General features: G+C 47.2%; 10 protein-coding genes. 6 read left to right on the forward strand and 4 right to left on the reverse strand.

Annotated elements, in window-relative coordinates; translation table 11 throughout:
* Positions 1-33: 33 nt before the first annotated feature.
* On the forward strand, positions 34-1,296 hold the full coding sequence (locus tag WH46_RS02775; protein WP_046225595.1) for an MFS transporter: 1,263 nt from the start codon (positions 34-36) through the stop codon (positions 1,294-1,296).
* An 85-nt stretch (positions 1,297-1,381) separates the two neighbouring features.
* On the opposite strand, the gene WH46_RS02780 is transcribed toward WH46_RS02775, so the two are convergent.
* The gene (locus tag WH46_RS02780) at positions 1,382-2,659 is read right to left on the reverse strand and encodes a TolC family protein (protein ID WP_017812785.1); all 1,278 of its coding nucleotides are present in this window, start codon (positions 2,657-2,659) and stop codon (positions 1,382-1,384) included.
* 340 nt (positions 2,660-2,999) lie between these two features.
* On the reverse strand, positions 3,000-3,158 hold the full coding sequence (locus tag WH46_RS23980) for a hypothetical protein (RefSeq protein WP_017812784.1): 159 nt from the start codon (positions 3,156-3,158) through the stop codon (positions 3,000-3,002).
* Positions 3,159-3,491: 333 nt separating this feature from the next.
* Between WH46_RS23980 and WH46_RS02785 the strand changes: the two genes are divergently transcribed.
* From WH46_RS02785 to WH46_RS02795, 3 genes are all read left to right on the forward strand, one after another.
* Positions 3,492-4,985: an efflux RND transporter periplasmic adaptor subunit gene (locus WH46_RS02785; protein ID WP_046225596.1), complete on the forward strand. Its 1,494-nt coding sequence runs from the start codon at positions 3,492-3,494 to the stop codon at positions 4,983-4,985.
* Positions 4,978-8,100 (forward strand): efflux RND transporter permease subunit, encoded by a 3,123-nt coding sequence (locus tag WH46_RS02790; protein WP_046225597.1) that lies wholly within the window; start codon positions 4,978-4,980, stop codon positions 8,098-8,100. The genes WH46_RS02785 and WH46_RS02790 overlap by 8 nt, the downstream gene beginning before the upstream one ends.
* A gap of 145 nt (positions 8,101-8,245) precedes the next feature.
* Entirely contained in the window at positions 8,246-9,133 is an 888-nt protein-coding gene (locus WH46_RS02795) for a TetR/AcrR family transcriptional regulator (RefSeq protein WP_017812781.1), read from the forward strand.
* Positions 9,134-9,277: 144 nt separating this feature from the next.
* Here the strand turns inward: WH46_RS02795 and WH46_RS02800 are convergent, their stop codons facing one another.
* On the reverse strand, positions 9,278-9,706 hold the full coding sequence (locus tag WH46_RS02800) for a DivIVA domain-containing protein (protein WP_017812780.1): 429 nt from the start codon (positions 9,704-9,706) through the stop codon (positions 9,278-9,280).
* A gap of 250 nt (positions 9,707-9,956) precedes the next feature.
* On the opposite strand from WH46_RS02800, the gene WH46_RS23230 reads away from it, so the two are divergent.
* Positions 9,957-11,924 carry an AraC family transcriptional regulator gene (locus WH46_RS23230; protein WP_052714087.1) on the forward strand — a complete coding sequence of 656 codons (1,968 nt, stop codon included), beginning with the start codon at positions 9,957-9,959 and terminating at the stop codon, positions 11,922-11,924.
* Between the two features lie 94 nt (positions 11,925-12,018).
* Positions 12,019-13,029, forward strand: coding sequence for an ABC transporter substrate-binding protein (locus WH46_RS02810; RefSeq protein ID WP_046225598.1), 1,011 nt, complete (start codon positions 12,019-12,021; stop codon positions 13,027-13,029).
* A 257-nt stretch (positions 13,030-13,286) separates the two neighbouring features.
* Here the strand turns inward: WH46_RS02810 and WH46_RS02815 are convergent, their stop codons facing one another.
* Positions 13,287-14,720 (reverse strand): alpha-L-fucosidase, encoded by a 1,434-nt coding sequence (locus tag WH46_RS02815; RefSeq protein ID WP_046225599.1) that lies wholly within the window; start codon positions 14,718-14,720, stop codon positions 13,287-13,289.
* Between the last annotated feature and the right edge of the window lie 194 nt (positions 14,721-14,914).

A 14,914-nucleotide genomic window follows, 5' to 3' on the forward strand; every position in this document is an offset into this window, starting at 1 on the left:
ATCTATTATTTTATTTAAAAGGAGTCCTGTCCCGTGTCTTTCCCAACGGCATCCTCTTCTGCTGCCAAATCCAAAAAGCGGAATATCCCGCCTGCTGCCAATCAGACGATATTCGGAGTTCTGCTTGCTATTTCACTGGTTCATCTGTTTAACGATTCTATGCAGTCTGTAATCCCGGCGATCTTCCCGATTCTAAAAGAGACCATGAATCTCAACTATACGCAAATTGGCTGGATTGCATTTACGATTAATTTCACCGCTTCCATCATGCAGCCGTTTATCGGCCTTTTCTCGGATAAACGGCCTACCCCGGCACTTCTGCCGATCGGTATGGCATTTACATTTACCGGTATGCTCTTGCTGGCGCTTGCCGGTTCTTATACTGCTGTATTGATCGCCGTTGTATTCGTTGGATTGGGCTCGGCTACCTTTCACCCGGAAGGCTCCAAAGTTTCCCATCTGGCTTCCGGTGATCGTCGTGGTCTTGCCCAGTCCATTTTCCAGGTCGGCGGTAATGCCGGACAATCACTTGCTCCGCTGCTGACGACGCTGATTTTTGTTCCGTACGGACAGTTTGGAGCGATTGGATTCACTGGCGTAGCAGCTCTCGGTATTCTGGTACAGATATTGATTGCCCGCTGGTACGGTGGCGCCCTGAGAAACGAGAACTTGCACAAAAAGCGTCAGACTGCCGAGAAGATTCGTCCGGAGCTGCGCAGCCGGATCGCTTTTGCCATGGTGATTCTGATCCTGCTCGTATTTGTACGTTCCTGGTATGTCTCTTCGATCGGCAGCTATTATAGCTTCAACCTGATCGAGCAGTTTGGACTGGGTGTAGGTGACGCCCAGCTGTATGTATTTCTGTTTTTGGCTGCTGGTGCTGTGGGTACCTTTTTTGGCGGACCGCTGGCCGATCGCTTTGGCAAAAGGAATCTGATTTTCCTCTCCATGGCTGGAGCTGTGCCGCTTGCACTACTGCTGCCTTATGCCAATCTGCTCTGGACCGGTATTCTGCTCGCAGTTATCGGATTTATTATTACATCAAGCTTCTCTGTGACTGTCGTTTATGCCCAAATGCTGGTACCTGGACGGATCGGTACCGTATCGGGACTCATCACCGGACTGGCTTTTGGATTAGGCGGGGTTGGCGCACTGGTACTCGGCAGCTGGATCGATTCTATCGGAATCTCGCCCGTTATGCAGATTTGCAGCTTCCTGCCGCTGCTTGGCGCACTTACCTTCCTGCTGCCATCCGATCGCAAGTTGAATGAATGGACTAATGGCGCTTCTGCTTAATTGCATAACCTATAACGCACAAAAAACACCTGTCCATCGGACAGGTGTTTTTTATTTAGATTCATCAGGTCAAAAGGAACGATACTTAGCCTTGGGAAGAAGCGGATGCTCCTGAAGCGCTGCTGTTCGCGATATAACCATTGCTCATTGCTTTTACTTTGGATTGCTGTACAAAGTACTGCATCAATGTCAGTTCCGCTTTGGCCTGTGCTGCATCTACCTGATATTGATGTTTCTCCATATCGTACTTGGTAGTTACGCCGGCATTATAGCGGATCTGCATATTCACGCCATCAACGTTGGCATCCTGTGCCAGACGCTGGGAAGTCTGAACATCCTTGAATGCAGTATCCATATCCTGCAGATTCGTTTGAATCGCTTTGGCATACGTTACTTTACCCTGCTCCAGCTGCTGCTCGGCGATCTGTCTTGTAGCTTTCAGTGCCTGCTCGTCGAAGCTGTTACCGGTAATTTTTTTGTCTTCATCTGTACGTGCTTTGGCTACACTGTTACCCAGAGACTGGATCTGGTAGGATTTGCCCAGCAGTGTATCTGCATCTACTGTAGGAACCGGCTCCAGTGTTACTTTGATTGGCTCCAGTGGCAGATTAGGATCATATACGATACCCAGATCATAACACAGGGTTGCCAGTGTTTTCTGGTACGTATCTTTTAGTGTAGTCAGGTTATCCTGCTCTGTTTTGAGCGCGCGGTCTGCTGTATCGATATCTTCCTGTGTACCGGAACCCAGGGATTGTAGAGTTTGTGCACGCTGCAGATCACGAGTCAGCACCTGGATGTGCTCTTGGGACAGGGCAATTTGTTTCTGGTAAGACAGAAGCTGTACATATTGACCGGTCATCGCCAGTCTTGTACCTTCTTTGGCTTCATCTACCTGCAGCTGTGTGTTCAGCTTCTGGGTATCCAGATCACGCAGGTTGTCTTCCAGTGTCTGGCCGGTCTGGGAACCCTGGGACAGTTCTACTTCATTACTGCCTTTTTTCGGTGTATACGTCAGACCCGGAGAAGCATTGGTATAATCGACATAGTCGATACCCAGGCTGGCATTTTGTTGATCCAGCACTTTATATTTCAACTGCAGCAGTTCCAGATTATAAGAGTCATTGATCGCCAGATCAATCACTTTCTCCAGATTCAGGCTGTCTACTTTTTTCGGTTCTCTTACACCGGAGATCTGGGACTTCGCCTGTTCTGTTACTGTACCGTCTGCTGTTGGGGTTGTTCCGTTAGCTGTAGTGGTTGTTGTTGCTGTTGTGCTGTCTGCTGCGTGTACGAGTACCGCCGGCTGCGCTGCTGCAAGCAGCATTGCAAACACAGAAGCACCTACCATTCCTTTTTTCATATACCAATAACCTTCTTTCCTATATTTCATCAAATAATATAACGGGTTGTGTGAAAAAACAAAAACATTTAGTATTCCTAATAAAATTAATTTAGCATTCCTAACGAAATAAATCAACCATAATCGTTATAAATGAGGTAAACTTTTAAAAGGCCCACCTCTTAGTATAACCCACTTTAGCGGATCAGACTACACGAATCCATTTTGTATACGATGCTATCCGTCCTGCCTTCTCTTTCAGCAAATGCTCTGCTATTTCTCTTCATTCCAAAAAGCAGGACTCTGATGTAATACCCAGAATCCCGCATGGTGATATCCGTACTATGACTCTCTGTTCAGACTACCACTGCCACTCGATCAGTATAATCGCAACAGCTACAAGCAGCACTGCTGCGATCAGTAATTGCATCCGTTCACGTAATATGGGCGGCTTTACAGCCAGGTATTGAGGTTGCTCCTCGCCATCATGCTGTCTGTTCCGATCTTCATCCGGTCTCATGTGCAACACCATTCCTTCCATATTTTGTATCTCGATTATACAACAAACTGATCTACGTTCACATAATATTCACAATATTCGTTTCTTTTTCTTTCATTAAATGGAAAAGTATCTGCGAAAGGAGATGGTTATCTTTCTTCTATTATGAAGTGCTTTTATTTTAACATCGGTTTGAGGACGTATTTTTGATAGTTTGAATCTACATCCCGGGATTGAGTACATAGAAAACGGCGGTTGTTACAATTGACAAGTAGTGTGGATTGATTCTATAATTCACCCATGAACTAGAGAGTACAAAAAAAACTGGGGAGTTTAGAGGAGGATACTGAAATTATGAAGAAGAGCTGGCCAATGGCCTTTACAGCACTTCTACTGGCAGTCAGCCTGACTGCTTGTTCAACTGAAAATGCTGCAGTGGAACCGGCAAGCACTACGGTTCAGGTTGCCACTGTCAAACAAGAATCACTGGATGCTGTTTATGATCTGTCCGGTACCCTCGCTGCTTATGATAAGACACCTGTTTCCTTTCAGATTAATGGAACGGTCTCTTCCGTAAATGGTGATGTAGGTGACCGTGTCAATAAGGGATCTGTGATGGCACAGCTGGATACGGCAGACATTCAACTTGAAGTCGAAAATGCCAATCAATCCGTTGCTGCCGCACAGGCTGCGCTCTCAAGCGCACGTGCTTCCATGACTAATGCCAAAGCGGGCCAGCAGGCTGCTGCTGCTGGAGTTGCTTCTGCACAGGCTCAGGTTGAAAGTGCCCGTGCCAGTGAGCAGGGCGTATTATCCGGCAAGCGTCCACAGGAAAAAGCACAGGCTCAAAATGCTGTAACCAAAGCTCAAACTGCTTATGATCAAGCCAAAACGGCCGCTACCCGCGCACAGACCCTTTTTGATAATGGTCTGTTAAGCCAGCAGGAAAACGAGCAGGCGCAGACGACTCTTGCCAACGCAAGTGAAAGCCTCAAAGATGCTCAGGAGCAACTTTCCCTTATTCTCGAAGGAGCCAGCCAGTCAGACCGTGCTTCGGCTGCGGCAGCTGTCAAACAGGCTAAGGTAGGTATTGAAAATGCACAGGCCAGCGTTGCTCAAGCCAATGCAGCTGTAGAACAAGCTCAAGCCGGGGTAGAACAATCCCAGGCTAGCTATGATCAGGCAGTTATTGCGCTTAACACAGCCAAACTCAAGCTGTCCCGCGCCAATCTCAAAGCACCGGCTTCCGGTGTTATTCTGACCAAGCAGATTTCGGACGGACAGACTGTCAGTGCCGGTACCGAAGTATTCAGCATCGGTGAAATCAACCGTCTCAAAGTGCTGCTGCCGATCCCGGATAGTGAGATTGCCCAGTGGAAAGTCGGTCAGCAGGTCAGCATCAGTCTCTACGATGAAGTCCGCACCGGCAAAGTCGCCAAACTGTATCCGCAAACCAACGAAAATACAGGTTCTATTAATGTTGAAGTAGCCATCAGCAATCCCAATGCAGACTGGAAACCCGGTCAAGTCGTGAGCGCTTCCCGCCAGGCTTCTTCCAAACAGGGAATTCTGCTGCCGGTTGAAGCCGTTATCAGCTCCGGTAGTGATCCGTATGTATTCAAAGAAGTAAATGGCAAAGCAGTTAAAACGACCGTCAAACTCGGCAATTTGTACAATAACCGCTACGAAATCACCGGCGGGCTGAAAGTAGGCGATAAAGTCGTTACCCGCGGTGCAGACCGTCTCTTTGACGGAGATGATCTGACAGTCGGCCAGGCACAGGACAACAAAGCTGCTGCACCGGCAGCTACCAACAATGCGAATAGCGGGGCCAAAGCTAATGATTAATTACTTTGTCCGCAAACGTAAAATCACTTTACTGTTCTTCGTTATGCTCATCCTCTTCGGCGTCACACAGTTGTCCCAGATGCCGAAGCAGCTCATGCCGGACATCGTTGTCAAAACGGCTCTTGTTACCACTACATACGCCGGTGCAACACCGGAATTGATGGAACAGACCGTCACGGAAGTACTGGAGCAGAAGATCAAAGAGGTCACCAATCTCAAAACGATCTCTTCTACCTCGGGTAACGGCATCTCGACGATTACCGTTCAGGCCGAGGATGATGCGAATGCCAAAGATACCTGGAATGAACTACGGCGCAAAGTTGAAGATGCTCAGGCGGAATTGCCTTCCGATGCCGATGCACCGGTCGTCAATGATAACCTGACATCCACCTTTGTCCAGTCCTTTGCCATCTACGGTAAAACCAAAGAAGATATCTATGCACTTAGCGATCTGATGAATACCTGGCGTGACCAGCTTCGTTCGGTACCGGGTATCACCAGCGTAAAGATTCAGGGTATTCCGGATCAGCAGGTACGTATCGATCTGGATATGGCCAAGTTGCAACAGTACAACATCTCATGGGAAACGGTTCGTCAGGCGATCCAGTCAGAGAACAACCGCGTTCCTACAGGTAATCTCACCTATGAGAATCGTTCGTATCAGCTGACTGTTGATAAAACAACCGATTACAATGCACTCAAGGATATTGTGGTCTTCCAGACCGAAGCCGGTATCCCTGTATATCTCAAAGATGTAGCTGATGTACAGCTGCTCAAAGAAACCGAGTCCTATCTCAGCTACTACAATGGTGTACCTTCCATCTCACTGGATATCAGCAGCCAGACTGGCTCTGACGTACCAACGATGAATGAACGCCTGACCGAGAAAATGAATTCTCTCAAAAAGACACTGCCAGCCAATGTAAAAATCGTCTCCCTCTTTGCACAAAATGACGAGGTTGAACGGATCTTCGGCGGATTGATCAAGGAAATGCTGATCGCTATTGCAGCGGTTATCCTGATTTGTACGCTCGGGATGAATCTGCTGACTGCCGGTTTTGTCGCACTGGCCATTCCAATCTCGATTGCGCTCGGCTTGATCTTCCTGCCGGGTCTTGGTATTACACTGAATCAGATTACAATTGTTGGTCTGATTATCGTACTCGGGATTCTGGTCGATGACGCGGTCGTCGTCAACGACAATATTGAACGAAGGCTGTCCACACTCGGTGAGAATCCGACGGATGCTTCGATCAAAGGAACCAAGGAAGTGGCCATCTCCATTATTACCGCTACGCTGGCAACGATCTCGGCTTTCCTGCCGCTGATGGTATTGCAGGGTGATATGGGTGCCTTTATCCGGCCGATTCCGACGATTATCTCTCTATGTATGCTGGCGTCAATGATCATGTCCCTGACGATTATTCCGATCTTCCGTCAGTGGTACGAAGAACGTCAGATCGAACGCGGCAAACGTCATATTGACAAGCCTGCCGGACTACTCGGACGGCAAATTCAGGCCGTCAGCAATGGTTATGCACATCGCCTGATGCCAAAAGTACTGAAACGTCCTCTGCTGATCGCATTGATCGGTCTGGTCGTCAGTACATTCGCCTATGGTCTAGCAGCATTCACTCCGGTGGAACTGTTCCCGACCTCCGAAGATCCACAGATTACGATCAACATTAATCTTCCGTCCGGCACATCGCTGCAGGAAACAGATCGGGTCGTACAAGGCATGGCAGCATGGCTCAAAAAGCAGCCTGAAGTCGAAAATATGGCGTACGCTTCCGGCGGCGCCGCTCCACAGCTGTTCACCAACTTGAGTGGCCTCGGCGGCAGTAGTACCAATGCCGGGCAGATTCTGGTCACCGGTAAGCATGGCATGAATATCAGCCAGACGACCGATCAATGGGCAGATACACTCAAAAAAGATTATCCGGGTATCCAGACTTCCGTTAGCGGAACCGATCTCGGGGTATCCGTCGGTAAACCGGTATCGATCCGTATTCTCGGTGACGATCTGGAGGAAATCCGCAGTCTGACCGATCAGATCAAGCAGATTATCGGTAATACACCAGGTACGTATGGCATTACAGATACGATGGGTATCGATAACTATGCTCTTGATTTTGTTGTTAACAAACAAGCGATGGACCGTTACAAGGTTACCTACAGCAATCTGACCCAGACCCTGCTGATGATGGGCAGTGGTATGAACGTCGGTGACTTTGATAATGGTAAAGATCTGGTCGATATGAAAGTCTATATGAAGGGTTACAGTTCTGCCAGCCCGTCTTCTCTCTTGCAGCAGGTCAATGTGACCAACTCTGCTGGAGCGCAGATCCCGCTGTCTCAGATTGTTAGTATGAAACCAACATTCTCGATCCAGCAGATTGACCGTTATGATCTGCAGCGCGTAAATACGATCGAAGCAGATGTCAATGGACGTACAGCTACAGAAGTTATGCAGGAGATCCAGCCAAAACTGCAGCAGATGAATTTCCCGGAAGGTTATACGTGGGAAATTGGCGGTGAAACATCTAACCAGGCAGACACCTTCGGTGACCTGGGTAAACTGTTCATCGTAGCGGTATTCCTGATCTTTATCCTGATCGTTATCCAGTTCTACTCTCTGTCGATTCCGATCATCATTATGACCACCGTCTATCTGGCGGCAGCCGGAGGTATTCTCGGTCTGTTCCTGACACGTACACCAATCGGCTTTATGTCGGTTATGGGTATTATCGCCCTTGCAGGTATTGTCGTTCGGAATGGTATTGTATTGATTGAATTTATCGAAGACGCCAGACATGAAGGTATGGAATTGAAGGAAGCGATTATCCAGGCGGCCTCCGCCCGTTTCCGTCCGATCCTGCTGACTTCCCTGACTGCGATTGTGGGTATGATTCCTATCGCTACGGTCGGCGAGCTGCTGTTCCGTCCGCTCGGGGTTGTTATTATCTTCGGTCTGATCTTCTCCACCATTCTGACTCTGTTCGTTGTTCCGTCTCTGTATATGGTTGTCGCCCGTTCCAAAGACAAGCGCCAAGCCCGTAAAATGGAACGTAAACAACGGAGAGCAGAAAAGTTAAAAGCTGCTCCAAAAATGTAATCAGGATAGACAGATACTACCTCAAATATAGACGGCAGAGACTGGTATTCCGATGCCTACTCTGCCGGATCGAAAACGGACTGCTACAGCAAGGGTCCGTTTTCGATATTTTACAGGCCTATTATATATGGAAGGAGAAGCGCCCTTGAAAAGCAAAGAAGAAGATATTATCGAGGCTGCGGTTCGACTTTTTTCCGAAAAAGGATATACGGCAACATCTGTCGATGAAATTGCCAAAGAAAGCGGAATGGCCAAAGCTTCATTTTACAAGTTTTTTCAGAGTAAGGAAGATGTACTGATTGCGACAGTCAAAATGCATTCGCAGACAGTGGAAGAACATATTTTCAGCTTCTATGCTACAGCGGATGACGAACCGCAGCAAAAGATATCCAGCTTTATTCAGGTCCATATGAAAAGCACACTCGAAAGCAAAATCCATTCCGTGATGATGTCTGTTCATGACAAAAGCATCCTGCAAAATGAAAAGCTGCTGGAAGAGTGTCTGCTGCTGGAATATCGGCTGAATCAATGGAGTACGGACTGTCTCGTAGATATCTATGGCGATCAGGTGAAGCCTTATGTATATGATATTATCTTCCTGATCCGTGGGCTGCTTATGCAATACATGTTCCTGCCGGTCATCGGGATCAAGTCCAATCTGGATCAGTCCGAGATATCCGACTATCTTGCCAAAATGGTAGATGGAATGGCCAAAAATATGTTTGATCATGGCTACAAACCGATCTGGGATTATAACGAATTGCAGCTTGGCAATCAATATGTCCAAGACAGTCCGGTATTCAAGGGGATCATGATTCATGAGTTGATGTTCAGTCTGAAACGCAGTCTGCACCATCTGAATCTACCGGATCAGGAAAAAGAAGAAATCTGGCAGGTCCTTTCTACACTGGAACAGGAAATCGCCGATCCGCAGCGCCGTTCTGGCATGATCAAAGCCATGCTGCAATTTCTGGAACAGCAGTCGGTATTCACCGATGATTGTACGCGGCTCCAAAAAATACTGGCGGTATAACCCCGCTTTGAACAGAAATGTATGCAAAAAGGCTGTATTCCCTTCCGAGGAATACAGCCTTTTTGGTGTATCGGTTACAAATTGCAGCATTACCGGCATATGTAATGTAAAGCGTAAATAGCAGGATACCGGATAATGACTCTATCAGTATTGGTCTGAACGGTCTTCCTGCAGACGCGCACGCATCTGGGCAATCGTACGCTCCAGACTGACAATGGCTTCGGTTACTACGCTCTTGTCCACGCCATTCTCCAGCGCCTGGGCTCTGGCAAAAGCACGTTCCTTCTCTTCATGAACGCGTTCCTTTTCGGCCATGGCACGCTCTTTTTCATACGTCTGGCGGCGCTGTAGCTCATTATATTTATCGAGCAGATCCGTAATGATTTTGTAGAAACGCTCATAATCGAGGATGACATCATCCAGGAAAAAATCCACTTCTTCCTGAGAGTACCCTCTCATTTTGCTGGTAAAATCTTTTTCGTGAATTGTAAGTGCATCAAACTTGATTCCCAGCTGCTTGAATAACCGCTTCTGATCCTCCAGCTTCCGCTGATAGTTCTCATCAACAGCCATATCCACCATTCCCCTCATTTCTTGTTTGGACAGGTTGCAAGTCCAGACTTTTCTGCTTATAAATGTACCATAAACGATGCATTTGGGGAAATGTTCATACAGTTCTCACCCACCTCAGGGTATGAACTCGTTTCAATCTTTTATTGTTTTATGTATTCCTCTTTCCTTTCTCCCGTATCTGCGGCAAAATACAAGTACGATGTAGACCCAACTTCTCATTGTAGACCTCAACTGGAGTGTGACGGTAATCATGTTTTTGAAAAAGCAAGTGATCAAGCGCGGACAGCATGTCTATACCTATTATCGACTGGTCGAATCGTATCGCGATCCTGATGGCAAAGTGCGACATCAAACGATTCGTTACCTGGGACGACTAGATGATGAAGAGGCAGCGAATGTTCGCAGACAATTGAGAGAAGGCTCGCTTGAACCTTACCAAACCGATTCCATACCTACGATAAAGCCCCATTCAGAGCCCCACCGTCCAGCGGCTGTACCAGGCAGCATCCCTCTTCTGTGGAGACCTGTTTCGTTTACATCGATGTGTTTTGATGCATCTTCTACATCCGAATGGATGGTAGCTGATCATGATACCCTGTTCATGATTGGCAAAGGCAGCGCACGAGTGACGATTCGAGGACATGCAGCGAATATGGATGCGCAGCAGATTCTTTTTTGCCCGGAAGGTGCAGGTGTTCATCTTGGTAATGCCGGACATGAACCGTTGGAGTTATTTTGTCTGGTATTACAGGAGATTCCTACTGATGCAGACTACCCGCTTGCCACGACAACATCGACTAAGCTTGCAACACGGCCCTCTTTTTTGTCTGCTGTAGGAAAAGGAGATTGGAGCGAATCCGCAGCTATTTTACATATCCAATCTCCTGCAGAAATCCGTCGACTGTGTGGAGAATTGAATACATATAGTGAATATCATGTGCATCAGCCATTACAAATGCTGGGCTTTTATCGAAATTTTTATGAGCTGCTGCAATTGTTATGTATGGAAACCGTAGTTACTGTCAAAAATGATCATCTGACTTTTGAACAAATAATTCAGTATGTTCTGACGCATTATCGCGAGAATCTGCGTCGCGATGAACTTGCACGTCAGATGGGAGTAACTCCAGAACATTTTTCACGCCTGTTTCGCAGTTACAAAGGATGCTCTTTCAGTACCTATTTATCCACAGTGAGGCTGAATCAGGCACGACTGGATTTTCAGTTGTCACAGACGAGTACAGATACGATCGCCCGGCGATGCGGATACAGCGATGTGCATTATTTTAGCCGCAAATTCAAGCAGCAGTTCGGCCTGCCTCCCAGTCAATACAGAACGTCACCCAAGCAGTATGCTGCCTGTGATATCCCGCTAACAGCCATGTTATTGTATCTGGGAATCGAGCCAGCCGCAGGTTATCTCGATATCAATATGCTTCGCCGCTGGCAGGAGCATTTCTGGCCGCTGTCCAGCGCCAAACCAGGCGGCTCATCAAGTGAAGCAGAAGAGACAAAGCCTTATTTACAGCTATCCCATCTGGAGAATCTGCCTGCTCCCTCTTCAGAATGGATTCAAACGATCCAGCCTGACCTCCTGTTCGCTTATGAAGACCATCCGAATATAGGGCAGCTGAATGAATACGCACCGATTCAGAGACTTTCGCTTGAGCACTATAACTGGCGTGAACAGTGGCTCTGGCTTGCCGAACGTGTCCAACGCCAGCCTCAAGCTCAGGCATGGCTGCAGAGCTGGGACATCCGACTGGAAGCAGCCAGACAGAACATACAACCCTGGCTGGCCAAACGCGAAACAGTAGGCATTTATAAGATTGTAGCTGAAAAAGTATATGTATATGGCAATTTGCGCAGCATGGGCGGTCCGTTAATCTACGATGGATTGGGCTGTGAAGCTCCAGAATCTGTTCGCCAGCAGATTATTCATAAGGGACTGTTAAATATGGAAGTGCCTCTTCACCAGCTAGATCATTATGCTGCCGATCATATGATTGTTATTTATTATCCGATCGAGCACCAGGATCGCGAGCCCAGGCAGACTCCCCTGTCTGTAATGAATTCACCTTGGTGGAATCAGCTCCCTGCTGTACAGGCTGGAAACGTGTACATGATGGACCCGCATATTTTTTATGGATTTGATCCTTTTTCCCAGGAACTGCAGTTAGATCAGTGGCTGCAATGTCTGGCATCATATTTGCCATAAGAATTGATCACTATTGTCCATAGACGAACCTACAGCCGGTTGATATGATTCTATTTGATAATCATTATCAATTAGCAAATTGGAGGAATGGACAATGAATAATCGGCTGCTTACTAAGCCAGCCTGTATGATAGCGATGATGATAGTGACTTGTCTGCTGCTCGCTGCCTGCGGACAATCTACTGCTCCAACAGCTTCATCCAGTATAGCAACAACAAATACCGACACAAGCACCAATGCTGGTACAGACACAGCAACAGAACGTACGATTGATACAGCAAAAGGTAAAATTACGATCCCTGCTCATCCGGAGCGTATTGTATCAACTTATTATCATGGTACATTGATTGCCCTGGGTCTAAAACCGGTCGCCGCCACCAAAGAATGGTGGATGGGCAGCCCTTTTCTAAAAGAACAGGAGCAAGGCATAGAGGATGTTGGTACCCCAACTTCCATAGAGAAAGTCATGTCGCTGAATCCCGATTTGATCGTCATTAATGATTTTGATGTCAAATCATATGATCAATTCAGCCAGATCGCACCGACTCTCTATGTTCCTTACACCGCATACAATAATCCCAAAGAAGAGATTCAGATGTTTGGCAAATTACTGGGACGCGAAGAACAAGCTCAAGCATGGCTAGCCCAATATGATGAAGCTGCTCGTGCTGCCCGGGAGAAAATCAAAGACGTCGTTAAACCTGGCGAAACTGCCGTTTTGATCAATGTACGAGAAAAGAATATTTCTATTCTTGGCGACAATTATGGACGCGGTGGATATGCATTGTATGATGCCTTGCAGTTCAAACCGCTAGACAATGTCAAAAAAGACGTAATCGACAGCCGCAAGCAAATTCTGCCGATCCAGATGGAAAATTTACCCGATTACCTCAATGCTGATCGGATTTTCATTTGTTTTAATGATGGAACGACGGAAGCTCAGAAAAAATCCGTATTAAATAGTGCTGTCTGGAACAGTCTGCCCGCCGTCAAAAATGGTCAGGTCTACGATCTGCCTTATGATACGTTCTCTTATTATGATCCAACATCAATTGTCGGACAAATCGGAGTGCTGGCGGATATGATCGTAGATAAGAACAAGTAATTGAAGTCGATATTCTATATTTTCTATTAATGTATGACGTATGATTTAAATATGACAACAGCTAATCATTCAAACCATCAGTTAAACAGCACATGATGACTCTTTTCAAAAAAGGGTAATGCTGAAACTGGTGGTTTTTTTGAATATAAAAAGACTACCTGTATGTAACAGATAGTCCCTCTAACCACAACTTGCTATGTGAAATGAACCTGGAATAAGTTCAGCCTGATCCAATCACTCTTCACCTATTCGGGTGTTTATTGTACATGCAATCGAAAAACATGAGCAATGGGGGCTTGTGCTTCATTCTGTACTGCCAGTGGCAAATGAACCTCGATACCTTCTGCTGTCTGCTGGAAAATCAATGATGCGGTGATCTCTTCTCCCAGCAGATCAATAGACTGTACGCTTCCTTTATACGGAATAAGATGAGTTGCCGGAATACTCGTATGCTCGTCGGTATATAAATGACTGGCGTATACTTTGTGCTCCGGCATCTTCGCTGTAAAAGCCCAGTTTCCCGTATAAGCAGGTTCACAGCTGCGAGTCCCATACACTGCTTCTCCATATACGTTCAGCCATGCACCCAGTCCTTTTATACGATGAATTGCTCCCTCGGGTAAGCGACCGTCTGGCTGTGGACCCACATTAAGTGCCAGATTGCCTCCTTTGGCAACGATCTCCATCAGTAGATGTACCAGTTCACGAACCGATTTGTACTGGTCCTCATAGCGGAAAGAAAAAGACGTGCCCATGGTCACGCAGCTTTCCCATGGAATCGACATGGGATGCTCGGGCACAGTTTGTTCCGGCGTTACAATATTCTCGTAGGCACCGCCGACGGTACGATCTGCTGCCAGTAGCCACGGCTGATGCTGTCTGGCCCGGTCCACTACTTCACCCAGACGAATGTCCTGTCCTCTCTTCCCGGGACGTACCCATCCCGCATCCAGCCAGAGTACATCGATACGTCCGTATGCAGTAAGCAGCTCTGTAATCTGATCATGTGTAAACTGCACAAATTGTTCCCATAGCCATGGATACTTATGCGGGTCATACGTTGGACCACGCCAGCTGTACTGCCCACGCTCCATCCCATCTGCCCAGTAATAGGGAGTATGCCAATCCGCCTTGGAAAAGTAAGCCGAAATCGCTAGTCCCTTTGCACGAAAAGCATCAAATAGATGGCCAACAATATCGGCATACTTATGTCGATGAAACGGCGTGTCTTTGCCTGTAATCCGGTAATTGGTTGTATGCGTATCCCACATACAAAAGCCATCATGATGCTTGGTCGTAAAGTTCAAATAACGAAAGCCGCCTTCACTCGCCAGATCTGCCCATACTTCCGGCTGAAACCGGATCGGGTTGAAGGTCTTGTTCAAATCAAAGTATTCACGCTTGAGCTCCTGAGGATCATCCTGCCAGTCAATTCCATCGCGTGACCAGTCTCCATCCTCATCACTGAGTGCCCATGATTCAACAACGCCCAGTTGGGAATAGGGTCCCCAGTGCATCATCAAACCCAGCTTCTGATCCTTAAACCACTCCAAGCGTTCCAGCAGAACCGGATCTTCCGGCTTCACCCATGATTCTTCGCTGCTGTAGTTGTGAACCCCATCCTGTACGACGGCAGGCTGCTGGTCATCGGGTACGTTTAATTCTGTATCCTTGATTGGTTGATCGTTCATGGTATATCGCCTCCGTGGAATGATCATTGTGAGCAGGCTGTACGTATGCGGTGCATTACTGTGTGATGTGTTATTGTGCTGTGTTGAATGTTTTCCTTTGCGGTGATAGTTGTTGGTTGGGATGGTGAAAGTTCAGCCGCTGCGAAAAGGGATTGGGACACGTCCTCCGGTGGACCCTGAGAATCTTGGAATGG

Origin of the sequence: Paenibacillus dauci (assembly GCF_000971985.1) — a bacterium.
Taxonomy (GTDB): Bacteria; Bacillota; Bacilli; order Paenibacillales; family Paenibacillaceae; genus Saccharibacillus; species Saccharibacillus dauci.